The organism is Citrobacter sp. Cy070 (assembly GCF_030332245.1).
In the GTDB taxonomy this organism is placed as follows: domain Bacteria; phylum Pseudomonadota; class Gammaproteobacteria; order Enterobacterales; family Enterobacteriaceae; genus Citrobacter; species Citrobacter youngae.
The window spans coordinates 38,853-60,571 of record NZ_JAOWIG010000087.1 but is presented as its reverse complement, the minus strand read 5'-3'; the positions used below and the strand labels follow the sequence as shown (position 1 = coordinate 60,571).

26 protein-coding genes are annotated in these 21,719 nt (G+C 49.9%); 19 read left to right on the top strand and 7 right to left on the bottom strand.

The features are described from left to right. Positions 1–194 precede the first annotated feature (194 nt). The 3 genes from OGY19_RS18630 to coaD all read left to right on the top strand — a co-directional run bounded on the left by OGY19_RS18630 (position 195) and on the right by coaD (position 3,195). Positions 195–1,184 (top strand): glycosyltransferase, encoded by a 990-nt coding sequence (locus OGY19_RS18630; protein ID WP_115601294.1) that lies wholly within the window; start codon positions 195–197, stop codon positions 1,182–1,184. Positions 1,185–1,429: 245 nt separating this feature from the next. Next, positions 1,430–2,707, top strand: coding sequence for a lipid IV(A) 3-deoxy-D-manno-octulosonic acid transferase (gene waaA, locus OGY19_RS18625; protein WP_048213717.1), 1,278 nt, complete (start codon positions 1,430–1,432; stop codon positions 2,705–2,707). 8 nt (positions 2,708–2,715) lie between these two features. Continuing rightward, complete coding sequence (coaD, locus tag OGY19_RS18620) at positions 2,716–3,195, top strand: pantetheine-phosphate adenylyltransferase (protein ID WP_048213718.1); 480 nt, start codon at positions 2,716–2,718, stop codon at positions 3,193–3,195. A gap of 49 nt (positions 3,196–3,244) precedes the next feature. On the opposite strand, the gene mutM is transcribed toward coaD, so the two are convergent. The 4 genes from mutM to radC all read right to left on the bottom strand — a co-directional run bounded on the left by mutM (position 3,245) and on the right by radC (position 5,463). Further along, positions 3,245–4,054 carry a bifunctional DNA-formamidopyrimidine glycosylase/DNA-(apurinic or apyrimidinic site) lyase gene (gene mutM, locus OGY19_RS18615; protein WP_061066832.1) on the bottom strand — a complete coding sequence of 270 codons (810 nt, stop codon included), beginning with the start codon at positions 4,052–4,054 and terminating at the stop codon, positions 3,245–3,247. Between the two features lie 98 nt (positions 4,055–4,152). Next, positions 4,153–4,320 (bottom strand): 50S ribosomal protein L33, encoded by a 168-nt coding sequence (rpmG, locus tag OGY19_RS18610; protein ID WP_003024094.1) that lies wholly within the window; start codon positions 4,318–4,320, stop codon positions 4,153–4,155. Positions 4,321–4,342: 22 nt separating this feature from the next. Then, the gene (rpmB, locus tag OGY19_RS18605) at positions 4,343–4,579 is read right to left on the bottom strand and encodes a 50S ribosomal protein L28 (RefSeq protein WP_002436699.1); all 237 of its coding nucleotides are present in this window, start codon (positions 4,577–4,579) and stop codon (positions 4,343–4,345) included. Between the two features lie 218 nt (positions 4,580–4,797). Further along, the gene (radC, locus tag OGY19_RS18600) at positions 4,798–5,463 is read right to left on the bottom strand and encodes a RadC family protein (RefSeq protein ID WP_061066833.1); all 666 of its coding nucleotides are present in this window, start codon (positions 5,461–5,463) and stop codon (positions 4,798–4,800) included. Positions 5,464–5,634: 171 nt separating this feature from the next. Between radC and coaBC the strand changes: the two genes are divergently transcribed. The 3 genes from coaBC to slmA all read left to right on the top strand — a co-directional run bounded on the left by coaBC (position 5,635) and on the right by slmA (position 8,004). After that, the gene (gene coaBC / locus OGY19_RS18595) at positions 5,635–6,855 is read left to right on the top strand and encodes a bifunctional phosphopantothenoylcysteine decarboxylase/phosphopantothenate--cysteine ligase CoaBC (RefSeq protein WP_286596984.1); all 1,221 of its coding nucleotides are present in this window, start codon (positions 5,635–5,637) and stop codon (positions 6,853–6,855) included. Next, the gene (gene dut / locus OGY19_RS18590; RefSeq protein WP_061066835.1) at positions 6,833–7,291 is read left to right on the top strand and encodes a dUTP diphosphatase; all 459 of its coding nucleotides are present in this window, start codon (positions 6,833–6,835) and stop codon (positions 7,289–7,291) included. The genes coaBC and dut overlap by 23 nt, the downstream gene beginning before the upstream one ends. Before the next feature lie 116 nt (positions 7,292–7,407). Further along, positions 7,408–8,004, top strand: coding sequence for a nucleoid occlusion factor SlmA (slmA, locus tag OGY19_RS18585; protein WP_048213722.1), 597 nt, complete (start codon positions 7,408–7,410; stop codon positions 8,002–8,004). Between the two features lie 82 nt (positions 8,005–8,086). Here slmA and pyrE read toward each other — a convergent pair whose 3' ends face one another. After that, on the bottom strand, positions 8,087–8,728 hold the full coding sequence (pyrE, locus tag OGY19_RS18580) for an orotate phosphoribosyltransferase (RefSeq protein ID WP_061066836.1): 642 nt from the start codon (positions 8,726–8,728) through the stop codon (positions 8,087–8,089). Positions 8,729–8,793: 65 nt separating this feature from the next. Continuing rightward, positions 8,794–9,510, bottom strand: coding sequence for a ribonuclease PH (gene rph / locus OGY19_RS18575; RefSeq protein ID WP_003024054.1), 717 nt, complete (start codon positions 9,508–9,510; stop codon positions 8,794–8,796). A gap of 125 nt (positions 9,511–9,635) precedes the next feature. Between rph and OGY19_RS18570 the strand changes: the two genes are divergently transcribed. From OGY19_RS18570 to OGY19_RS18520, 11 genes are all read left to right on the top strand, one after another. Continuing rightward, positions 9,636–10,499, top strand: a complete 864-nt coding sequence (locus OGY19_RS18570; RefSeq protein ID WP_005122606.1) for a YicC/YloC family endoribonuclease — start codon at positions 9,636–9,638, stop codon at positions 10,497–10,499. A 175-nt stretch (positions 10,500–10,674) separates the two neighbouring features. Then, a complete protein-coding gene (locus OGY19_RS18565; RefSeq protein WP_286596971.1) occupies positions 10,675–11,934 on the top strand; it encodes a tyrosine-type recombinase/integrase in 1,260 nt (419 codons plus the stop codon). Positions 11,935–12,121: 187 nt separating this feature from the next. Then, on the top strand, positions 12,122–12,736 hold the full coding sequence (locus OGY19_RS18560; protein ID WP_225622921.1) for a hypothetical protein: 615 nt from the start codon (positions 12,122–12,124) through the stop codon (positions 12,734–12,736). A gap of 74 nt (positions 12,737–12,810) precedes the next feature. Continuing rightward, entirely contained in the window at positions 12,811–12,987 is a 177-nt protein-coding gene (locus OGY19_RS18555; RefSeq protein ID WP_061280834.1) for a helix-turn-helix transcriptional regulator, read from the top strand. Continuing rightward, positions 12,984–13,433, top strand: a complete 450-nt coding sequence (locus OGY19_RS18550) for a hypothetical protein (RefSeq protein WP_061280832.1) — start codon at positions 12,984–12,986, stop codon at positions 13,431–13,433. The genes OGY19_RS18555 and OGY19_RS18550 overlap by 4 nt, the downstream gene beginning before the upstream one ends. A gap of 82 nt (positions 13,434–13,515) precedes the next feature. After that, complete coding sequence (locus OGY19_RS18545) at positions 13,516–14,385, top strand: toprim domain-containing protein (protein ID WP_082767943.1); 870 nt, start codon at positions 13,516–13,518, stop codon at positions 14,383–14,385. Continuing rightward, positions 14,382–16,088, top strand: coding sequence for a DUF927 domain-containing protein (locus tag OGY19_RS18540; RefSeq protein WP_286596965.1), 1,707 nt, complete (start codon positions 14,382–14,384; stop codon positions 16,086–16,088). Before OGY19_RS18545 ends, OGY19_RS18540 begins: the two co-directional genes overlap by 4 nt. A gap of 609 nt (positions 16,089–16,697) precedes the next feature. Next, on the top strand, positions 16,698–17,183 hold the full coding sequence (locus OGY19_RS18535) for a hypothetical protein (protein ID WP_000774112.1): 486 nt from the start codon (positions 16,698–16,700) through the stop codon (positions 17,181–17,183). Next, entirely contained in the window at positions 17,180–17,386 is a 207-nt protein-coding gene (locus OGY19_RS18530) for a hypothetical protein (protein WP_044071072.1), read from the top strand. Before OGY19_RS18535 ends, OGY19_RS18530 begins: the two co-directional genes overlap by 4 nt. Before the next feature lie 119 nt (positions 17,387–17,505). After that, on the top strand, positions 17,506–17,787 hold the full coding sequence (locus OGY19_RS18525) for a hypothetical protein (protein WP_000935764.1): 282 nt from the start codon (positions 17,506–17,508) through the stop codon (positions 17,785–17,787). Between the two features lie 423 nt (positions 17,788–18,210). Then, positions 18,211–18,828, top strand: a complete 618-nt coding sequence (locus OGY19_RS18520; RefSeq protein ID WP_003024049.1) for a trimeric intracellular cation channel family protein — start codon at positions 18,211–18,213, stop codon at positions 18,826–18,828. On the opposite strand, the gene ligB is transcribed toward OGY19_RS18520, so the two are convergent. Beyond that, positions 18,825–20,504, bottom strand: a complete 1,680-nt coding sequence (gene ligB / locus OGY19_RS18515; RefSeq protein ID WP_115601292.1) for an NAD-dependent DNA ligase LigB — start codon at positions 20,502–20,504, stop codon at positions 18,825–18,827. The two genes, OGY19_RS18520 and ligB, sit on opposite strands and share 4 nt — an antisense overlap. Positions 20,505–20,765: 261 nt before the next feature. Between ligB and gmk the strand changes: the two genes are divergently transcribed. Both gmk and rpoZ read left to right on the top strand, forming a co-directional pair. Continuing rightward, positions 20,766–21,389 (top strand): guanylate kinase, encoded by a 624-nt coding sequence (gene gmk, locus OGY19_RS18510; protein ID WP_019078035.1) that lies wholly within the window; start codon positions 20,766–20,768, stop codon positions 21,387–21,389. A 54-nt stretch (positions 21,390–21,443) separates the two neighbouring features. Beyond that, entirely contained in the window at positions 21,444–21,719 is a 276-nt protein-coding gene (gene rpoZ / locus OGY19_RS18505) for a DNA-directed RNA polymerase subunit omega (protein ID WP_000135058.1), read from the top strand.

The window sequence follows — 21,719 nt, the reverse complement described above, 5'->3', positions numbered from 1 at the left end:
GTCTCTTCCTCTCACTGTGTACCCTCAATCTAATCACAAAAATATTTTCACATAACATAATGATTAATAAAGAAATTTAATCACCAAGTATCTCTTTCCTTCCTTTACAGTTTGTTCTATTCTATGCCGACAGGAGCGCCATTTTGTCTTACATAAACACGCGTGCACTCTGAAAGAATCAAAAGGAAAAAGATGTGAAAGAAAATATAATAAAATATATTAAGAATGCACATATTGAAAATGACGATAAAAAAAACACATGTATCAATATTACCTATGGCGCTGACAGACCCTTTCTTTACGGTACGGGCGTTTCAATTACATCGGTACTTTTAAATAATCGGGACCTGAACTTCCATTTCCATATTTTCACTAATTATCTTGACGAACATCAACTTCATCTTTTTTCTGTCCTGGCAAGCCAATATAATACCCGCATTACGTTTTATGTACTGGATGATAATGAATTAAAAAATCTACCTACTGCATCTAAGGCATGGAATTATTCAATCTATTTCAGACTTATTGCAATAGATTACTTTGCCGATAAGCTCAGCAGCATTATATATCTTGACTCTGATATTATATGTAAAGGAAGCCTTGCCTCGTTACTCACGGAAGAATTTAATGGCAATGTATTAATGGCTGTCCATGATAGCTTTGTCGATACATCTGCTGTTGTCGGCATAAATCCAGGCCGGTACTTCAACTCAGGCTTCATGTATTTTAACCTTTCAGAATTAAAAGATACTAATTTGACTCTGCAAGTCATTTCAAAGGTTAATGAAAACCGTTTCTCACATCCCGATCAGGATGCGTTGAACGTCCTCTTCAATGATCACGTAAAAATCCTGGACCATAAATTCAATTCATTCTTTAACATCGATACGTTAGCCAGGAAAGGGGGTGATGCCTTTAAAATCACATCACAAACGGTATTCATTCACTATGTCGGCGTCACTAAACCCTGGCATGACTGGGCACAATATTATGCTGAAGTCGAATACTTCAAAATAGCCAGAGAGAATTCGCCGTGGAAAGATATTCCTTTATTGGCACCCACTACGTATAAACAGCTATCACGAAAAAGCACACATTTAAAACACAATGGGCAACTCTTCGGTGCTTTTATTTTCTATGTAAAGTATTTAGTTAAGAAATACCAAACACAGAAAAAACGCTAATGCATTGATATTATTGTCTTTTAGGAATGGTTATGTTTCTGGCATATTCCATAAAAAGATCGGTTTTTATGACCATAACCATTCCGTTTTTAGCCTTCCACTGCTGAGATTACCAAGCGGGACAACACAACTCAGGCCCCTTTTCTCGTGATCCGTACAGTTTCCTCAAAAAATCAGCAAAAATGATGGTAAAGCCATAGTTAAATACATAGAATCCCCAGCACATCCATAAGCCAGCTACTATTATGCTAGAATTGCTTTACACCGCCCTTTTCTACCTTATTCAGCCTTTGATCTGGATACGGCTTTGGGTGCGCGGACGTAAAGCTCCGGCGTACCGTAAACGCTGGGGTGAACGCTACGGTTTTTATCGCCGCCCACTGAAACCAGGCGGTATCATGCTCCATTCAGTTTCCGTGGGTGAAACGCTGGCAGCAATCCCATTAGTCCGCGCTCTGCGACATCGTTACCCGGATTTGCCGATCACGGTAACCACCATGACGCCAACCGGTTCGGAGCGCGTGCAATCTGCTTTTGGCACAGACGTTCAACATATTTATCTTCCCTATGATTTACCTGATGCGTTGAACCGTTTCCTGAATAAAGTTGACCCCAAACTGGTGTTAATTATGGAAACCGAGCTCTGGCCAAATCTGATCGCTGCACTGCATAAGCGCCATATCCCGCTGGTCATCGCCAACGCGCGCCTTTCCGCTCGTTCAGCCGCTGGCTACGCTAAATTAGGAAAATTTGTTAGCAGGCTATTACGCCGCATTACGCTGATTGCTGCGCAAAACGAAGAGGATGGCGCTCGCTTCATTACATTGGGTGCCAAAAGCAATCAGGTCACCGTCACCGGTAGCCTGAAGTTTGATATTTCTGTCACCCCACAGCTGGCCGCTAAAGCCGTTACGTTGCGACGCCAGTGGGCACCGCATCGCCCGGTATGGATTGCGACCAGCACGCATGACGGGGAAGAAAGCATCATCATCGCTGCTCATCAGGCGCTGTTACACCAGTTCCCGAATCTTTTATTGATTCTGGTTCCCAGACACCCTGAGCGCTTCCCGGATGCCATTAACCTCGTACGCCAGGCTGGTCTAAGCTTTACCACACGTTCTTCAGGCGAAGTGCCGTCCTCAAGTACCCAGGTGGTTATTGGCGACACGATGGGTGAGCTGATGCTACTGTACGGAATTGCCGATCTTGCTTTTGTCGGTGGCTCTCTGGTTGAGCGTGGTGGACACAACCCACTGGAAGCAGCGGCACATGCCATTCCCGTATTGATGGGCCCGCATACCTTTAACTTCAAAGACATTTGCGCCCGACTGGAACAGGCAAGTGGGTTGATCACCGTCACTGACGTCACCACGCTGGTGAAAGAGGTTTCGTCCCTTCTGACCGATGAAGATTATCGTAATTTTTATGGTCGCCATGCTGTTGAAGTACTGTACCAAAATCAGGGCGCGCTACAGCGTCTGCTGCAGCTGCTGGAACCTTACCTGCCACCCAAAACGCATTGAGGGCTGTCATGCAAAAACGGGCGATTTATCCAGGAACCTTCGATCCCATAACTAACGGCCATCTTGATATCGTGACACGTGCGACGAGCATGTTTGATCACGTGATCCTGGCAATTGCCGCAAGCCCCAGTAAAAAACCGATGTTCACGCTGGAAGAACGCGTTCAGCTGGCACAGCAGGCAACGGCGCATCTGGGTAATATAGAAGTCATGGGATTTAGCGATTTAATGGCAAACTTTGCCCGCGATAATCAGGCTAATATTCTGATTCGTGGCCTGCGTGCCGTGGCTGATTTTGAGTATGAAATGCAGTTGGCACACATGAACCGCCACTTAATGCCTCAACTGGAAAGCGTCTTTTTGATGCCATCTAAAGAGTGGTCGTTTATTTCATCATCGCTGGTTAAAGAAGTCGCCCGCCACCAGGGTGACGTGACCCACTTCCTGCCGAAAAATGTTCACCAGGCGCTAATGGATAAGTTGAAGTAGCGCATTTAGCCGGGTAAGCCAACAAGGTTTATCCGGCCTGCAATGAATATTATTTCTGACAGCGACGGCAGTAGAACGTTGTACGCTGAGCGTGTTTTGTCGCAATGACTGACGCTCCGCATACGCGACAGGGTTCGCCTTCTCTCCCATAGACCTGCAGCTCCTGAGCAAAATAGCCTGGCTTACCGTCACTTTGCAGAAAATCCTTCAGCGTCGTTCCACCCTGCTCGATAGAGCGCAGCAATACAGCCTTAATAACGCGTACCAGCAGCTCACACTCATCTTTCGACAGCGATGATGCCAGGCGGTCAGGATGAATGCCAGCCGCAAAGAGAGACTCACTGGCGTAGATATTTCCCACCCCCACCACCAGCTTGTTATCCATCAGCCAGGGTTTTATCGCCGTTTTCTTCTTTGCGCATTTCTGCTGGAGATAAGCAGTGTTGAAATCGTCGCTCAGCGGCTCTGGGCCAAGATGAGCGAGCACATTATGTCCATCCAGTTCTTTTGTCCACAGCCAGGCGCCAAAACGCCGAGGATCGGTATACCGCAGAACTTTGCCATTACTCATCACTAAGTCGACGTGATCATGCTTTTCTGCGGGAAGTTCTTCAGGAAGAATACGCAGACTACCCGACATCCCCAGATGAATGATAATCCAGCCATCCGTCAGCTCCAGCAGCAGGTATTTCGCACGGCGCTGTACGCTCAGGACAGGTTTATCGCTCAGGCGATAGATTTCCTCGGATACCGGCCAGCGCAAACGACCATTACGCACAGTGGCGTGTAAAATCTTCGCCCCTACCAGATGCGGCTCAATACCACGGCGACTGGTTTCGACTTCAGGTAATTCAGGCATAGCATCTCCGGCGCTGTATCAGGTCTCATTAATATGGGGACGGCCAGAAAACAAAAAACCCCGCCGAGGCAGGGTTTTTCTTTACATCAAAACGAAAATTATTTGATTTTCGCTTCTTTGTACAGTACGTGCTGGCGTACAACTGGATCGAATTTTTTCAGTTCCAGTTTTTCCGGCTTAGTACGTTTGTTCTTCGTGGTGGTGTAGAAGTGACCTGTACCAGCAGAAGAAACCAGCTTGATTTTCTCGCGAATACCTTTAGCCATGATTTATTTCCTCTTTAAGTACTTAGTACTTTTCGCCACGGGCACGCAGTTCAGACAGAACTGTATCGATGCCTTTCTTATCGATTACACGCATACCTTTAGCAGATACGCGCAGGGTGACAAAACGCTTCTCGCTCTCAACCCAGAAACGGTGAGAGTGCAGGTTCGGCAGGAAACGGCGTTTAGTCGCGTTCAGTGCGTGGGAACGGTTGTTACCGGTCACCGGACGCTTGCCAGTAACTTGGCAGACTCGGGACATGTCTATTCTCCAAAAATCAAATTAGCTCGAGCTTCGTATGGGGTATCGGCGCCTCGTCAGGCTTTACAGCCCGGTCATCGCATAGTTCTAAGTGAACTCTCGATTGCCAGGCCCAAATGCCAAACCCGAGATTCTCAAAGGTGGCGTAGTATACGCTGACCCGGCGTTATGCTCAAGTCCCGAACAGACAAAGATCCCGATGGATCGCGTAAAGTGCGTTAAATCCAACCGCGTTCCGCAAAAGAAACGTACTCTCCGCGCCCAATTATCAGATGATCAAGCACCCGGATATCCATGAACTGACAGCATTTCACAACACGCTCGGTGATGAGTTTATCTGCTTTGCTCGGCTCTGCACACCCCGAAGGGTGATTATGCGCAAGGATCACCGCGGAAGCATTCATTTTTATCGCTGCGCGGACAATTTCTCGCGGATGCACCTCTACATGACTAAGCGTCCCGGAAAAAAGTTTGCTGTGTTTTATCACTCGATGTTGTGAATCCATGAAGATCACCAAAAAGATCTCGCGCTCTTCTTGTGACAGCTGACTTTGCAGAAACTCACGTGCCATTTCCGGGCTAAGTATCGACCTTTCTTCTATCACCCGCACGTCGTAGTAACGTCTTGCCAACTCAGCAATTCCCTTAAGCTGAGCGTACTTCGCAAGGCCAATGCCCTGGACCAGGCTAAAATCCATGTAGTCAGCCGACAACAGGCCGTAAAGCGAATCAAATTGTTGTAGCATTTCTTTCGCCAGCGTCAGGACATCTTTACCCAGCATCCCGGTGCGTAAAAAAAGCGCCAGCAGCTCAACGTCGGTCAGCGAGCTTGCCCCCTGTGCCAACAGCTTTTCCCGAGGCATTATACGTCCTGTATTTTCCATGCTTTCCCCTCCTTTCGCATCCGCATGGTGGCATAACACCAGCGGCAGATCGACGTTCTGTTCTCCATTCCTCGTGGCGCTTCGCAAAGTGGATCACGGTCAAAAGCACGATAAATGATGGAGTGTGATAAAATATCCGCCTTCTGGTGTAACCCAACAGGAAAGATCATGATGAGCCTGGCCGGTAAAAAAATCGTACTTGGCGTCAGTGGCGGTATTGCTGCGTACAAAACCCCTGAGCTGGTGCGTCGTTTACGGGAACGCGGCGCAGACGTCCGCGTGGCGATGACCGAAGCGGCAAAAGCCTTTATTACTCCCCTGAGCTTACAGGCAGTTTCGGGCTATCCGGTATCTGACAGCCTGCTCGACCCCGCTGCCGAAGCTGCGATGGGCCATATTGAGCTGGGGAAATGGGCCGATTTGGTTATCCTGGCCCCTGCGACGGCAGACCTGATTGCCCGCGTTGCCGCCGGTATGGCTAACGATCTGGTGTCTACGATTTGTCTGGCAACACCCGCGCCTGTTGCCGTGCTGCCGGCCATGAACCAGCAGATGTATCGCGCTGCCGCGACCCAGCACAATCTGGGCATTCTTGCTTCGCGCGGTTTGCTCATTTGGGGCCCTGACAGCGGTAGCCAGGCATGTGGTGATATCGGTCCTGGACGTATGCTGGATCCGTTAACGATTGTGGATATGGCGGCAGAACATTTTTCACCTGTCAACTCCCTGCAACATCTCAACATCATGATTACGGCGGGCCCGACGCGTGAACCGCTTGATCCCGTGCGGTATATTTCCAACCACAGCTCCGGAAAAATGGGATTTGCTATCGCGGCCGCGGCCGCAAAGCGCGGAGCAAACGTCACGCTGGTGTCGGGTCCGGTTTCGTTACCCACACCGCCATTTGTCCAGCGCGTTGATGTGGTGACCGCACTGGAAATGGAAGCCGCCGTGCAATCTGCGGTGCAACAACAGCATATTTTTATCGGCTGCGCCGCAGTCGCGGATTACCGCGCTGAAACTGTCGCCCACGAAAAAATCAAAAAACAGGCGACGCAGGGCGATGAATTAACAGTAAAAATGGTCAAGAACCCGGATATTATTGCCGGCGTTGCCGCACTGGATGCTAACCGTCCCTTTGTCGTTGGGTTTGCCGCCGAAACAAATAATGTGGAAGAATATGCCCAGCAAAAACGCCTCCGCAAAAACCTTGATGTGATCTGTGCAAACGATGTTTCGCTTTCTACTCAAGGATTTAACAGCGATAGCAACGCATTACACCTTTTTTGGCAGGATGGAGATAAAGTCTTACCGCTTGAGCGCAAAGAACTCCTGGGCCAATTATTACTCGACGAGATCGTGACCCGTTATGATGAAAAAAATCGACGTTAAAATTCTGGACCCGCGCGTAGGGAAACAATTTCCGCTCCCGACGTACGCCACCTCTGGTTCTGCCGGACTTGACCTGCGTGCCTGTCTTGATGACGCCGTAGAACTGGCGCCTGGCGCAACGACGCTGGTGCCAACTGGGTTAGCCATCCATATCGCCGATCCCTCACTGGCCGCGGTGATGTTGCCACGCTCTGGTCTGGGTCATAAGCACGGTATCGTACTGGGTAACCTGGTCGGTTTGATTGATTCCGACTATCAGGGTCAGCTGATGGTATCCATCTGGAACCGTGGCCAGGATAGCTTCACCATTGAACCAGGTGAACGTATTGCACAGATGGTCTTTGTACCGGTTGTGCAGGCTGAATTTAATCTGGTGGAAGAGTTTGAAGCCACCGATCGTGGCGAAGGCGGCTTCGGCCATTCCGGGCGCAAGTAACCCGTAAAGAAGCATCCCGTAGCGTAATAACGCAATAACATACCGCAAACAGTCGTTTGCGGTCGCTGTGTGGATGCCTGCCTGGCAATTGCTTATTTTCAGGGGTATTTTGTAACATGGTAGAAAAGCAAACTGCGAAAAGGAATCGTCGCGAAGAAATACTTCAGTCGCTGGCGCTGATGCTGGAATCCAGTGATGGAAGCCAGCGTATCACGACAGCAAAACTGGCAGCCTCTGTGGGCGTTTCCGAAGCGGCATTGTATCGCCATTTTCCCAGCAAGACCCGCATGTTCGATAGCCTGATTGAGTTTATCGAAGATAGTCTGATTACCCGTATCAATCTGATCTTAAAAGATGAAAAGGACACCGGCGCACGTCTGCGTCTGATCGTTCTGCTGATTTTAGGGTTCGGTGAACGTAACCCCGGTCTGACGCGCATTCTGACCGGGCATGCGCTCATGTTTGAACAGGATCGTCTGCAAGGCCGTATTAACCAGCTTTTTGAACGTATTGAGGCACAGTTGCGCCAGGTTCTGCGAGAAAAAAGAATGCGTGAAGGCGAAGGTTACGCCGTAGATGAAACGCTTCTGGCAAGTCAGTTACTGGCTTTCTGTGAAGGTATGTTATCTCGTTTCGTGCGCAGCGAATTTAAATACCGTCCAACGGATGACTTTGACACCCGCTGGCCGTTGGTTGCCGCACAGTTGCAGTAACGACTTCGTTTTATCCGGCCTACGTAAGCCGTAGGCCCGGTAAGTGCGTAGGCCGGATAAGCGCAGCGCCATCCGGCAGTTCTTATACCCCAAACTCTTCGCGATACGCCCGTACTGCGGCCAGGTGTTCTGCCATTTCAGGTTTTTCTTCCAGATAAGCAATCAGATCTTTCAGGGTAATGATAGAAATCACCTTGCAACCATAATCGCGTTCCACTTCCTGAATCGCTGAAATTTCGCCGCGGCCGCGCTCCTGACGATCGAGAGAAATGAGTACCCCTGCCAACGTCGCGCCATTTGCCTGGATTATCTCCATGGATTCACGAATCGCAGTACCGGCAGTGATCACGTCATCCACCAGCATGACACGCCCCTCAAGTGCGCTACCGACCAGATTGCCACCTTCACCGTGGGTCTTCGCCTCTTTACGGTTAAAGCAGTACGGCAAATCTTTATCGTGGTGTTCAGCCAGCGCAACGGCCGTTGTAGTCGCAATCGGAATACCTTTGTACGCTGGGCCAAACAGCAAATCGAACTCAATACCGGAATCCACCAGCGCTTCGGCGTAAAAACGGCCTAACAGAGCCAGGTCGCGCCCGGTATTAAACAGTCCGGCGTTGAAGAAATAGGGGCTTTTACGCCCGGATTTCAGCGTAAACTCGCCAAACTTTAGTACCTGCTTGCTAAGCGCAAACTCAATAAACTGGCGCTGATACGGTTTCATGGATTCGCTCCTCATCTCACTTTATTACAGACAAAAAAAAGGCGACTCATCAGTCGCCTTTAAAATCAATTTTCTAACGCCGCCTTCTGCGTCGCTACAATGGATTCGATTCCCCCTCGGGCCAACGCCAGTAGGGTGAGAAGTTCTTCATGGCTGAATGGCTCGCCTTCCGCCGTGCCTTGTACTTCAATAATACGGCCGTCTTCAGTCATCACCACGTTCATGTCGGTTTCTGCGGCAGAATCTTCAACGTATTCCAGGTCGCAGAGTGCTTCGCCGTTCACAATCCCCACGGAAACCGCTGCAACCATCCCTTTCATCGGGTTAGTTTTCAGCTTACCGCTCGCGACCAGCTTGTTCAGCGCATCAGCCAACGCAACGCATGCACCGGTAATTGATGCGGTGCGCGTACCGCCATCTGCCTGAATAACATCGCAGTCCAGCGTAATAGTGAATTCGCCGAGCGTTTTCAGATCAACGGCGGCGCGCAGCGCGCGGGCGATCAGACGCTGGATTTCCATGGTGCGGCCGCCCTGCTTACCTTTCGCCGCTTCACGGGCGTTACGGGTGTGCGTGGCGCGCGGCAGCATGCCATATTCTGCGGTGATCCAGCCCTGGCCCTGACCTTTCAGAAAACGCGGTACGCCTTCATCAATCGAGGCGGTACATAGCACTTTGGTATCACCAAATTCGACCAGCACGGAGCCTTCAGCGTGTTTTGTATAATTACGGGTCAGGGTGACGGGACGCACCTGATTGGCACTACGACCTGCTGGACGCATGATAAAATCTCCGGCTTGAAACGAATGTGGCTGCGCATTATACGGACTTCCGACTGTTATTCCTATCCTGACAAGACGTGGATGGCTATAATCCTCCCATCTCATCTTTAAAAACAGGAACGTCTATGATCCGCAGCATGACCGCTTACGCCCGGCGTGAAATCAAGGGTGAATGGGGTAGCGCTACCTGGGAAATGCGCTCGGTAAACCAGCGTTATCTGGAAACTTATTTTCGCCTGCCGGAGCAGTTCCGTAGTCTCGAACCCGTAGTTCGCGAACGTATTCGCACGCGTCTGACGCGCGGTAAAGTCGAATGTACGCTGCGTTTTGAGCCTGATGCCAGTGCACAAGGCGAGCTGATTCTGAATGAAAAACTCGCTAAACAGCTCGTTAGCGCTGCTAACTGGGTCAAAATGCAGAGTGATGAAGGTGAAATTAACCCGGTTGATATCCTGCGTTGGCCTGGCGTAATGGCAGCCCAGGAGCAAGATCTGGACGCCATTGCCGCCGAAATCCTCGCCGCGCTTGACGGTACGCTGGATGACTTCGTCGTCGCGCGTGAAACCGAAGGTCAGGCGCTAAAAGCGCTGATCGAGCAGCGTCTGGAAGGCGTCAGCGCTGAAGTCACCAAAGTACGCGCACATATGCCGGAAATCCTGCAATGGCAGCGCGAGCGTCTGGTAGCCAAACTGGAAGATGCTCAGGTGCAACTGGAAAATAACCGTCTTGAGCAAGAGCTGGTGCTGATGGCACAGCGTATCGACGTGGCTGAAGAACTGGATCGCCTGGAAGCTCACGTCAAAGAAACCTACAACATTCTGAAGAAAAAAGAGGCGGTTGGCCGTCGTCTTGACTTCATGATGCAGGAATTCAACCGTGAGTCGAACACCCTGGCATCCAAGTCTATCAATGCCGAGGTGACTAATTCCGCGATTGAACTGAAGGTATTGATCGAGCAAATGCGCGAACAGATTCAGAACATTGAGTAGGATATCATTCCATATCAAGTAGACTCACCAACCAGAAGAAGCCCGCTAACCACGGGCTTTTTTAATGTCACAAAGTTGCAGTTAGTATCATAAAAGCGCATATTTCTTGTGTACCCTAACGTGTACAAAGCCACGAAAGGCAAACTCTTAATCGGGTACAAGAATACAGGTGAATATGGGCAAGCTAACTGACATTCAAATCAAGGCATGGGTAAAAGCCGGAACACGCTTCGAGGGCAAAGCAGACGGTAACGGCTTGTACCTACGTTATAGAACCCACGACACAATCCCTTCATGGCGCTTTCGATATCGGTTAGCAGGCAAACCCCGTGTAATGACCATTGGCACATATGGCGCTATCTCATTAGCTAAAGCCCGTGAAATCACCCGAGAGCTAGCCGCTCGCGTTTCTCTTGGATATGACGTTGCCGGAGAGAAGCAGGAACGTAAGGCAGAGGTAAAAGCCAAAATAGAAGCTGACCGGAACGATAAAACCGTGGCTGAAGTCGCTGAAGACTATTTTAAGAAGAAAGTGCTGGGTACATGGAAACACCCTGACATTCTGCGCCGCCGTCTTCAGAAAGACATAAATCCGCGCATGGGCAAAAAGAAGGTTAACGAGATAAAGCCTAAGGATATTGATTCATTACTTCAGGCAATTCTGAAACGTGGTGCGCCATCCGTTGCTAATGACGTCCTGCGATGGGTACGCCGCATCTTTGACCATGCGATCAAGCTGGGAATAATTGATGTTAACCCCGCAGCCGCTTTTGATATGAGTGATGCCGGAGGTAAAGAGCAGTCCCGAAGCCGCTGGCTAACCAGAGCGGAACTGGTTCAATTCTTCGAGGCCATGCGTATGGCGAAAGGGTTTAGCCGCCAAAATGAATTAACCATGAAGTTGTTGCTAGTGACATGCGTCCGCAAGATGGAACTATGCGCCGCCCGCTGGAGTGAGTTCGATTTAACTAATGGCATTTGGTACTTACCGGGCGAACGCACAAAGACAGGCGACGGGATTGATATTCCACTGCCAAAGCAGGCTATCGAATGGTTGGAGGAGTTGCGCCTTCTCTCTTATAACAGCAAATGGGTATTACCTGCGCGAAAACAACAGCACCGCATGATCCCCCACATTCAGGAAAGCACCCTGCCCGTTGCGCTGGCGAAGGTTAAGCAGGCAATGCCGGGCGTACCTAACTTCACCGTTCACGATATGCGCCGTACCGCCAGAACCCACTTAGGAGCGCTGGGCGTTGATCCTATCGTTGCCGAACGTTGCCTTAATCACCGCATTAAAGGCGTCGAAGGCATCTACAACCGTCACCAATATTTAAACGAACGGCGGGAAGCGCTGGCCATGCTGGGCAACCTGATGGAAGCGCTTGAACGGGGCGAAGAGTACAACGTTACACCACTGAGGCAAGCCAGATAGATTTTCAATATTGTTTTTTTGCTTGTCCCATCTGTCCCGCTTGTCCCGTTTTGTAAAGACTCAATAAATACAGCTGGTTACAAGAATGGTTATGGGACAAAACCGGGACAAAACACGGGACAGGACGGGACAAAAACCTGTCTCAACACTGGTGGGTAGTACAAATAACAGACGTGTAGGGTGAATAATGAGCAATTTACAAAACCAAATGGGGTTATCTGATGAAGCGCTGGCTAGTTACTTAAGGCAAGCGAAGGAGAATGAGTTAGAGATAGTGAGGCTAAATGCTCACATTGAAACTCTAAATAACGCGCTATCCGGAAATACAGAGTCTGCCCTCGCAGAACTGTCCAGAGAAAATGCTCAATTGCGGCATTCATTGAGACTCGCTGAGATGAACGCCAATTTTGTTAGTAGTCATTACGGTCAGGTGATTGAAACACGCCGCCAAGATATTCAAGCGGCAGGAGGAATCATCACTGCTATTCATGACGGCAAAGAAAAGGTTCGAAAAGTACAATCAAATGGTGGCAAAAATGGTGGCCGCCCAGGGATATTTGAGTCTTATATCAGAACATATCTTGACGCGATTGAAGAGGGTACGCATGCGCTGCCCAAAAAAAAGCCAGAAGATGATTTTATTAACTGGCTTAAAGAAAAATATAAAGATGCCGTGACAGAAAAGCCGGATGGCCTAGTTGAGCTGGCCGTTGAAGATGATGATGTGAGAACCGCACAGAAAGATTCGATAAGGCAATCGATAACGAGAGTGAAAAAAAAACGGGAGGCGGACGATAACTGACTTATCTCGATATCTGGGGTGGCATTCTTAGCTCTACGGACTACCCGTGATACTAACAAGCTATCGAGGCATATATGTTAAAACCTAGCTATATCAGACCGAAAAATCTTGCTGAAGAATTAGGTATTTCAATGCCGTCATTATGGCGCTGGGTTAAAGCTGGAAAGATGCCGAAACCGGTCAAACTGTCCCCCAGAGTGGCGGCATTCTCAACTGCGGAAATCAACTCATGGCTGGAGGCCAAAAAATGAAGAACTGGGAGAAAATCCTGATTACTGCGCCGTTGCACACTATCCCTAAGCCAGGCACAAAGGCATATCGAATCTGGCGCGCGCTGGTTGATGGCCCTGTTTGTGAAGACGAATTACTTCAAATAGCAGGTAAACACTATCGCTCACCATTGCAGCAATTAATGAACGAGAAGCATGGCTGGTGGTTCATTCATGAGGATACGGATGAAAGAGGCGTTATCGTAAGCAGGTATCTAGATGGCCGCCACCTTTCATGCGATTGGGAGTTGGATGCTCAAGCCAGAGCCGAAAGGCGCGAACAGTTAGCCAAAAAATCAGCCGACAAAGCTGAAGCAGAGGCAGCGCGGACAGCAAAGGCAATCAGAGAATTGGTTAAGGCTGAAGACTTGCTGGAGGAAATTAATGACCGGATAAAGCAAAACGGCACCCCAAAGGATGCCGATTAGCACTACTAAAAATATATTAATTCATTCGCTGGCGGTGAAGTTTGGCGACCAATCCGCCAGCGCATAACAGGTAAAAGTATATATGAGTACACTTCAAAGACAATCACTGTCTGACACCATGCGCGAAGCTGGTGTTATTCCTTGCGAGCTGCCAGAACTAATACCCGGTAACGTAGTCCGCTTTCGTATCGAGGGCGATAAATCCGGCTCACTTAATGGCTGGGCTTACCCATTCCCTGATGGCGCGGGCTGTGCTTTTGGTAGCTGGAAAACTGGCATAACCGCGTGTCACTTTGCCGATGGTGTACAGGTCAACAGCATTGAACGTAAGCGCGTGATGATGGAAGCACGCCGGGCAATTGGGGCGATACAACGTAAAGCGGAGGTTGCCGCCGCTGCTGAGTGTCGAACCAAGATTGGTAACGCAATCCTCGCCAGTGATGAACATCCCTACCTGATGCGCAAAGGTGTTAAAGCGCACGGCATTTATCAATCTGGTGACTGGTTACTAATTCCAATCCATGACCAGTACGGAAGTGTACAGTCCATTCAGTACATTATGCCGGACGGCACAAAGCGCTTTAAATCTGGCGCACTATTGAAAGGTGGACGCTATTGGCTGGGCGGGTTAGTCGTCAATGGCAAAACCGTCTTTATCGCTGAAGGCTATGCCACCGCCGCCACCGTTCGAGAGATAACGGGCTGCCCGGTCTGCGTCGCCTTTACTGCCGGAAACCTGCGTGAGGTTGCTGAGAGTGTACGCAGTGAATTTCCACGCGCCCGCATCATCATTGCCGCCGATAATGACGCGAATACAGATGGCAACCCGGGAGTAACTAAAGCCATTGACGCGGCAAGCCGCTACCGTTGTGAGTTACTAATCCCGTCCAGTCATGGCGACTGGAACGATCACAAAGATGAACTGGTGAAGAAATGGGAGGCAGTGGCATGAGTACGGATAATGTTGTCGCCTTGTCAGCACACAAAGATAAGCCACCAGTAGAGAAGCTGCCGCCGTTTTACTGGGTACATCGGGAGTACGACAGAGAGCGTGGGGAGGCTGGCGTTTACTTCTACAGAGTGCCTACAGAGAAAAACCCCAATCCGGCACCTGTTTGTATATCTGATGTTATTGAGGTTACTGCGGAAACCAGAGACAACGATAACGAGTCATGGGGCAAACTTCTGTCATGGTGTGATCGTGACGGGATGCCAAAGAAATGGGCGATGCCCGCAACCTCACTTTACGCAAATGGCGGAGCGGAAGCCATTAGCATACTTGTTAACGGCGGCCTGCGTATCTGGGATGAGAAGGCGTTTATCCGCTATCTCAAAGGGCAATCCCACCAAAGCCGGTTAACCTGCGTTACTCGCTGCGGTTGGTTTAAGCCTGCTGTATACGTGACCCCGGTACGGACATTTAACCCAATCGATAAAGATATGGTTGTCTATCAGGTGAATGCCCGCGTCAAACCAGAGCCATTCTGCGGCACGCTAGATACATGGCGTGATGAGGTAGCGGCGTTGTGTGTTGGCAATAGTCGTCTGGTTCTGGCTGTGTCTACTGCCTTCCTGTCCCCTATGCTCACCATGCTGGGAGTTGATGGGTTCTGCTTCCATTATGTAGGGGCGTCATCTTCAGGCAAATCCCGGTCAATGACGGTTGCCGCTTCTGTTATTTCCGACCCCAAAGAATATATTCGCTCATGGCGTGCGACAGATAACGGGCTGGAAGGTATCGCAGCACGTCATAACGATGGCCTCCTATGTCTGGATGAGATCGCCCAAGTTGACGCAAGTAAGGCCGGGGAAATCGCATATATGCTACCAAACGGGAAAGGTAAGCAGCGAAGCGCCAAAAACGGTGCGGCCAAAGAGATTCAGCAATGGTGTCTGGCGTTATTATCCAATGGCGAGATCGACCTTAAATCTCATGCCGATACCGCGCGTAAAAGTACATACGCCGGGCAGGAAATGCGAGTGATCAACATACCCGCTGATAACTGTGAATATGCCTGCTTTGAGGAGCTTCACGGAGAGGCAAACGGTGCGCTTTTCGCTGACCGCCTCGACAGAGCCGTGAGAGATAACCACGGTACAGCATTTAACGCATGGCTTGATAACCTGACCATTAACTATGAGGCCATTAAGAATGGTTGGCGTGAGTTTAAGGCAATCTTCCTGGCTGATGTGGCCGAAGAACCTACCGGGCAGATTGGGCGCGTCGCTGAAAAATTTGCTATTGCTGCTTATGCTGGCGAGCTGTCTTCAGAGATAACGGGATGGAGTGCCGGAACCGCGACAAAGGCGGCGAAAGTTTGCTTTGCCGCATGGGTTGAGCGTAGAGGAGGTACGGAAAGCCATGAAGATAATGAAATCGTTGAACGTATCAGACAAACCATAGTGCGTGACGGGGCGCGTTTTCAGGACGTAAATAAACCATGCGAAGTGCCAACGGCACGCATAGGCTTTATCGACAATGATGATTATGTTATCCCGGCTGAAGGCTGGAAAATTATCTTTGCCGGACTTGATGCCAGACGAGCGGCTAACGTTCTGCAAGAGAAGGGAATAGCTAAGAATGAGCGGCGATACCTCCCCGGCCTGTCCCGAATCAGGTGTTATGTCATTCATCGTGACAGCCTCGCAGACTAACAACCGATACCCGCCACCGAGCGGGTATTTTTTTGCCCGAACCGCTCAAAGTACAACCGCCACAACATTCAATGGAAAACTTTTGTCCCGCTCTGTCCCGTGTTTTGTCCCGGTTTTGTCCCATGCGACTGCTAGTAACTAATTGAATTTATTTAATACTTACAAAACGGGACAGATGGGACACGTGGGACAGACAAAAACAACAATCTTATTTTCTGCCAGACTTTTAAGTAATTGCGTGCTTAAAGCGTGTATGTTGTATCCAGCCATTGGTCGGAGGTTCAAGGAATGAAAAAAGCGGGAAGCCTTCATCGTGCTTGCTTTTGATAGGCTACTGACCCCAGATTAATCTTTGGTCGGTAGCGGGAAGCCTTCATCGTGCTTGCTTTTGATATGTTACTGACGTCAGATTAATCGTCGCTCGATAGAGGAAGCCTTCGTTCTGGTCAGGGTAATGTCAGGGTGATGCTTACATTTTATGACTATTTTAGTTAGCAATAGTTAGCAGCCTACTCAAATCAAAACTTCTCAAAGTTAATTCCTAAAACGAAAAAGCCCCCACATTTCTGTAGGGGCCGTTTCGTCATTCTGCGCTTGATGGTCGGAAGGATGGCCGACAAATATATACTATCTCTTTATGTACTCATGAACCAGTACGATAGTACAATAAGCCGTCAATTCTTCAAAATGATGGTGATAGCGATGAACGAAGTAGATTCAATTCTGGCCGAGCAGAAAAGAGCCGCAGAACAACGCCGCTTGGCTAATGAGAAGAAGCGCCATCCATCCGGCCTGTACGCTGCGGGTGATGGGTGGTATGTGAAGCAAATCGAAGAGCTTCACTCCCCGCTGGGTCTCAGTAAGGTGGTTCTGGTAAGCCCTGATGATGTTTGTGTGAGATATCAGCGCCAATATGGCAAAGCACTCACCACTGACAAATTGAAGGAATGGAGCAGGGACGGGAACTTCCCGTTGCCGCGCTCTATTAATGGGGTTATCGGTTGGGAATCGAATGTTGTGACCAATGGCCTGAATGAACTGAGCAAAGCAGCCGGTCGAGGCTACACCAGTATTACACGAGGGTTTGCACGATGAGCAAAGAATCTGTAATGGCGGCATTGAGAAAGGCGCGTGAAGCGCGTGAAGGCAATATCTTTGGCGGTACTGGTCAGGCCGAATTTAACAAAAATTTTTACGCTGGCCGCGTCACCAAAACCGATGGGGTCAGCAAAACCGACAGTAACGAGCCGATGAACCAAAAGGCATTTAATGCCCGGTTCTATGCGGGGAAATCATGACTGAGGCATATGCGCTCTGTGTGATGCTGTACTGCTACCTGATGCTTATCTGCCAGTAACCTTCCCTCACTGCCAAGCGCCGCCGAAAGGCGGTTTCTTTTGACCTGATGGAGCCTGTCATGCTGAATGTGAACCGCTTGCCCAACAGCACCCGCCTACAGATTGCCGCCGCTATTGCTGAAGAGGTTTACGCGCTGGATCTGGATGATGAGGCGTTAATTCATGAGCTGCGTCGTTATGGATTCAGCCAGGCTTATGCGGAAGCAATGACTTTCAGATTTATGACGCCAGCCTTTGAAATCGCAGATCCACGGCGCGAACGTAAAACAAAAATGCCAGCGCCCACCTCTCACCCCGAATGGGTTTTTGTTGATAATGTTTTAATGAAGATCACGGCGTGACTTACACAAAATTACAATTGGTCATAAATCACACAATAAAAATTGTAATCCCTGTAAATCCATGTACCCCTACGTGTACACAAGCAAAACCAGAAAAACAAAAATCATTTAAATATCAATATATATAACCCACAATTCAATATTCAGATTCAGAATATCGAGTAAGTCACCATCTCACGTAGCCCGTCAATAAACGGCGGCGCTACGTGCCTTTCCCGACGCTTCAGTTCTCATCTATGCGACCAGAATTATATTTTCTCATCATTTATCATCACCACCCATATCACAAAGCGTATGCCATAACGTGTTTACAACAATTTCGCATTAGCTGTAGTTATTAAAATCACTTCACCTTAGAAAATCTCAATCGTGACAGTGCGCACAAATCGTTAACCTTAGCCCCCAGCAAATCAGGGGGAATACATGCTGTTACACGTTTTATATTTAATTGGTATTACTGCCGAAGCCATGACCGGTGCGCTTGCGGCTGGGCGTCGTCGTATGGATACATTTGGCGTCATTATCATTGCCACCGCGACAGCCATTGGCGGTGGTTCAGTACGCGATATTCTTCTCGGCCATTATCCGCTCGGCTGGGTAAAGCACCCTGAATACGTCATTATCGTAGCCACTGCCGCGGTACTGACCACCATTATTGCTCCCGTTATGCCCTATCTGCGTAAAATATTCCTCGTATTGGATGCGCTGGGCCTGGTGGTCTTTTCTATTATTGGCGCTCAGGTGGCGCTGGATATGGGCCATGGTCCGATTATCGCCGTGGTCGCTGCGGTCACTACCGGGGTTTTCGGCGGCGTATTACGCGATATGTTCTGTAAACGCATCCCGCTGGTGTTCCAGAAAGAACTGTATGCCGGCGTATCATTTGCCGCTGCCGTGCTGTACATCGTGCTGCAGCATTATGTCTCCAGCCACGATGTGGTGGTTATCTCCACCCTGCTTTTCGGCTTTACCGCCCGACTACTGGCGCTGCGCCTGAAGTTAGGTCTGCCGGTATTTTACTATCGCCATGAAGGCCATTAAGGCATAAAGCCCGCGATCCGCTGAGCAGCTAACCAGTTGCTCAGCGCTGTGATCTCCCTATTCTCCAGCCACTGCATCACCTGCCGAGCCCGCCGCTCCCCCATGAAAGGAAGCTGCCGCCAGCTTTGTTCATCGCGTTCTTGCAATTGCTGCCACGAACCATCCCTGCAGGCATTCAGCGTTGCCTGTGTTAACGGTATTCCCATGGCAATCACCCAGCGCGTGAACGGAAGATCGCGTGACAGGTTGAATTGATGCCATAACTTCTCCCCTTTGCTTACACCAAATGTGGATTGTAGTTGTTCCTGAGTTAGCCCGAGCCAGGAAAAGATATGCTCAAAGCGATACGCCTGGTGGAGCTCCCGCCATCCCGCCTCGCCGATGCCCTCCAGCCCCAGCACCTCTTTGGCCCCCAGCCAGACCAGTCTGGCAACAAACTGTTCCTGGCACTCCGCTGTGGCATAAAAACAGGTTAATGAATTGAAGCGCCCCTCAGGTGGCACTGGCTTAATACGCTGGGTACTGCGCCAGACCACTTCATCTATACGGGGGATCCCTTGTCCGGCCAGGCTCACCAGAATCTGATCGCCAGGCGCGATATCCCATTCATTCCAGCGTCGAACGGAACCAATATTGACGCGCTGTACGCGTTTATCATCCAGCATGACGGGAGTCAGCAATGCAACCACCGCAATTTTTCCGCTTTTGCCAACAGAGAACTGAATACCCGTCACCTCAGACACCCTGGCCACGGGAGGATATTTCCACGCTGCCAGCCAGTCTCCCTGTCCGGGTAGCCAGTATCGCGCCTGCGGCTCTTTTCCCGTTCGCACAACTACGCCATCCGTCACAAAAGGTAATGCTGAACTCCACCAACTGGCGCGTGCTTGCTCGACATCATCTGCACTCTTCACGGCCCTGGTAAAATGTTGCGTAAAACTGAAACCGGCAGCAGTGAGTTGTTCCAGTCTTTCCGACATGGCAGCCGGTCCATCGGGCCACGCCCAGATAAAAATAGCCAGCGAGCGTAACATTTCCGGATTGCTCTGGCGTATCATCATTCCAGCAACCTTTGAACGGGCGTTCATTCCCCCTCTCTGCTGTTGGATATGCCCTTCCTGCTGCAAAAATATCTCACCCTGCAGAGTACTGTTAGCGAGCTGTCCCTTGGTGATATGGGGTACGGAAGGGATCTGAAGAACCTTTTGCGTCCAGTCTTCACCTTTCAGGCCGTTACCACGGCTAATCGCCCGGACCAAATTGCCATTGCGATAAACCAGCGTCACCGCCACGCCATCCACCTTCGGCTGTACCCAGAGATCGCTGCGGGCTTTCATCCATTGCTGTAGCGCTTGCTTATCGGCAAGTTTTCGAACTCCCGTATGGGGAACAGGGTGCGAGACGGTGCCACTTATTGGGGGCGCAGACAGATCTGTTTTGGCTTCATCGCCAAAACAACGTTGCCATTGGATGAGTTGCGCATTGAGCTGGTCATAAACGCCGTCGTCTACGGCACTTTCACCCTGTTTCCAGTAACTGTCATTCCACTGTGTTATCTGCTGCTGTAGTCGTGAAATTTCCTCATTTGCCCGGGCAGGCGACCAGACGGGGCAAACCGCCCATACAGGTAAATTCCAGACCAGCAAAACCAGCCCTATGCATTTCCATGATCCCATGCTACCTCCGCTGAACACTGCATTTCCCGGCAGATATAGCGCGAAGTGAAAGGGAAGCAGAGCGGCAAATATTCACTCTGCAGGCAGCATTCCTGACATTTGCACGTATTGCTGCAAATCGCGGATAAAACAGGAAACTGGTACGCAAAACGCAATAAACATGCGCAAAAAGTGTGACAAAGGCTACGTAGCAAAGCGGCTACGTGTATAATAAGCCCGTATGTAGGCTCTCTTTCGACAATCACATACATTAAGATACTCATGGCTCAAGGCACGCTTTATATTGTTTCTGCCCCCAGTGGCGCGGGTAAATCCAGCCTGATTCAGGCTTTATTAAAGACCCAACCGTTGTATGACACCCAGGTTTCTGTTTCGCACACCACGCGCGCACCGCGCCCGGGGGAAGTGCACGGTGAACACTATTTCTTTGTGAACCATGATGAATTCAGAACCATGATTGGCAGAGACGCGTTCCTGGAACACGCGGAGGTTTTCGGTAATTACTACGGCACCTCACGTGAAACCATTGAGCAAGTATTGGCATCCGGCGTAGACGTCTTTTTAGATATCGACTGGCAAGGTGCGCAGCAAATTCGTCAAAAAATGCCGCATGCGCGCAGTATTTTTATTTTGCCGCCATCTAAGATTGAGTTGGATCGCCGTCTGCGTGGCCGCGGTCAGGATAGCGAAGACGTGATAGCAAAACGTATGGCGCAAGCTGTTGCAGAAATGAGCCATTACGCCGAATATGATTATCTTATTGTGAACGATGATTTCGATACCGCCCTGGGCGATTTGAAAACCATCATTCGCGCCGAACGTCTGCGCATGAGCCGCCAAAAGCAGCGTCATGACGCTTTAATCAGCAAACTGTTGGCAGACTGAACCCACATTCAGTATCATGCCCAGTCATTTCTTCACCTGTGGAGCATTTTAAGTATGGCACGCGTAACTGTTCAGGACGCTGTAGAGAAAATTGGTAACCGTTTTGACCTGGTACTGGTCGCCGCGCGTCGCGCTCGTCAGATGCAGGTAGGCGGAAAGGATCCGCTCGTACCGGAAGAAAACGATAAAACTACCGTTATCGCGCTGCGCGAAATCGAAGAAGGTCTGATCAACAACCAGATCCTCGACGTGCGTGAGCGCCAGGAACAGCAAGAGCAGGAAGCCGCTGAATTACAAGCCGTTACCGCTATTGCTGAAGGTCGTCGTTAA

What these genes read in the sequence shown, in the direction of transcription:
- radC (WP_061066833.1), bottom strand. Translation starts at nt 5,463, where the DNA reads ATGGAAAATACAGGACGTATAATGCCTCGGGAAAAGCTGTTGGCACAG.
- OGY19_RS18570 (WP_005122606.1), top strand. Translation starts at nt 9,636, where the DNA reads ATGATCCGCAGCATGACCGCTTACGCCCGGCGTGAAATCAAGGGTGAA.
- pyrE (WP_061066836.1), bottom strand. Translation starts at nt 8,728, where the DNA reads ATGAAACCGTATCAGCGCCAGTTTATTGAGTTTGCGCTTAGCAAGCAG.
- slmA (WP_048213722.1), top strand. Translation starts at nt 7,408, where the DNA reads ATGGTAGAAAAGCAAACTGCGAAAAGGAATCGTCGCGAAGAAATACTT.
- OGY19_RS18550 (WP_061280832.1), top strand. Translation starts at nt 12,984, where the DNA reads ATGAAGAACTGGGAGAAAATCCTGATTACTGCGCCGTTGCACACTATC.
- dut (WP_061066835.1), top strand. Translation starts at nt 6,833, where the DNA reads ATGATGAAAAAAATCGACGTTAAAATTCTGGACCCGCGCGTAGGGAAA.
- OGY19_RS18530 (WP_044071072.1), top strand. Translation starts at nt 17,180, where the DNA reads ATGAGCAAAGAATCTGTAATGGCGGCATTGAGAAAGGCGCGTGAAGCG.
- mutM (WP_061066832.1), bottom strand. Translation starts at nt 4,054, where the DNA reads ATGCCTGAATTACCTGAAGTCGAAACCAGTCGCCGTGGTATTGAGCCG.
- rpmB (WP_002436699.1), bottom strand. Translation starts at nt 4,579, where the DNA reads ATGTCCCGAGTCTGCCAAGTTACTGGCAAGCGTCCGGTGACCGGTAAC.
- coaD (WP_048213718.1), top strand. Translation starts at nt 2,716, where the DNA reads ATGCAAAAACGGGCGATTTATCCAGGAACCTTCGATCCCATAACTAAC.
- rph (WP_003024054.1), bottom strand. Translation starts at nt 9,510, where the DNA reads ATGCGTCCAGCAGGTCGTAGTGCCAATCAGGTGCGTCCCGTCACCCTG.
- gmk (WP_019078035.1), top strand. Translation starts at nt 20,766, where the DNA reads ATGGCTCAAGGCACGCTTTATATTGTTTCTGCCCCCAGTGGCGCGGGT.
- OGY19_RS18540 (WP_286596965.1), top strand. Translation starts at nt 14,382, where the DNA reads ATGAGTACGGATAATGTTGTCGCCTTGTCAGCACACAAAGATAAGCCA.
- ligB (WP_115601292.1), bottom strand. Translation starts at nt 20,504, where the DNA reads ATGGGATCATGGAAATGCATAGGGCTGGTTTTGCTGGTCTGGAATTTA.
- waaA (WP_048213717.1), top strand. Translation starts at nt 1,430, where the DNA reads ATGCTAGAATTGCTTTACACCGCCCTTTTCTACCTTATTCAGCCTTTG.
- OGY19_RS18565 (WP_286596971.1), top strand. Translation starts at nt 10,675, where the DNA reads ATGGGCAAGCTAACTGACATTCAAATCAAGGCATGGGTAAAAGCCGGA.
- OGY19_RS18520 (WP_003024049.1), top strand. Translation starts at nt 18,211, where the DNA reads ATGCTGTTACACGTTTTATATTTAATTGGTATTACTGCCGAAGCCATG.
- OGY19_RS18525 (WP_000935764.1), top strand. Translation starts at nt 17,506, where the DNA reads ATGCTGAATGTGAACCGCTTGCCCAACAGCACCCGCCTACAGATTGCC.
- OGY19_RS18535 (WP_000774112.1), top strand. Translation starts at nt 16,698, where the DNA reads ATGGCCGACAAATATATACTATCTCTTTATGTACTCATGAACCAGTAC.
- OGY19_RS18555 (WP_061280834.1), top strand. Translation starts at nt 12,811, where the DNA reads ATGTTAAAACCTAGCTATATCAGACCGAAAAATCTTGCTGAAGAATTA.
- OGY19_RS18545 (WP_082767943.1), top strand. Translation starts at nt 13,516, where the DNA reads ATGAGTACACTTCAAAGACAATCACTGTCTGACACCATGCGCGAAGCT.
- rpoZ (WP_000135058.1), top strand. Translation starts at nt 21,444, where the DNA reads ATGGCACGCGTAACTGTTCAGGACGCTGTAGAGAAAATTGGTAACCGT.
- coaBC (WP_286596984.1), top strand. Translation starts at nt 5,635, where the DNA reads ATGAGCCTGGCCGGTAAAAAAATCGTACTTGGCGTCAGTGGCGGTATT.
- OGY19_RS18560 (WP_225622921.1), top strand. Translation starts at nt 12,122, where the DNA reads ATGAGCAATTTACAAAACCAAATGGGGTTATCTGATGAAGCGCTGGCT.
- rpmG (WP_003024094.1), bottom strand. Translation starts at nt 4,320, where the DNA reads ATGGCTAAAGGTATTCGCGAGAAAATCAAGCTGGTTTCTTCTGCTGGT.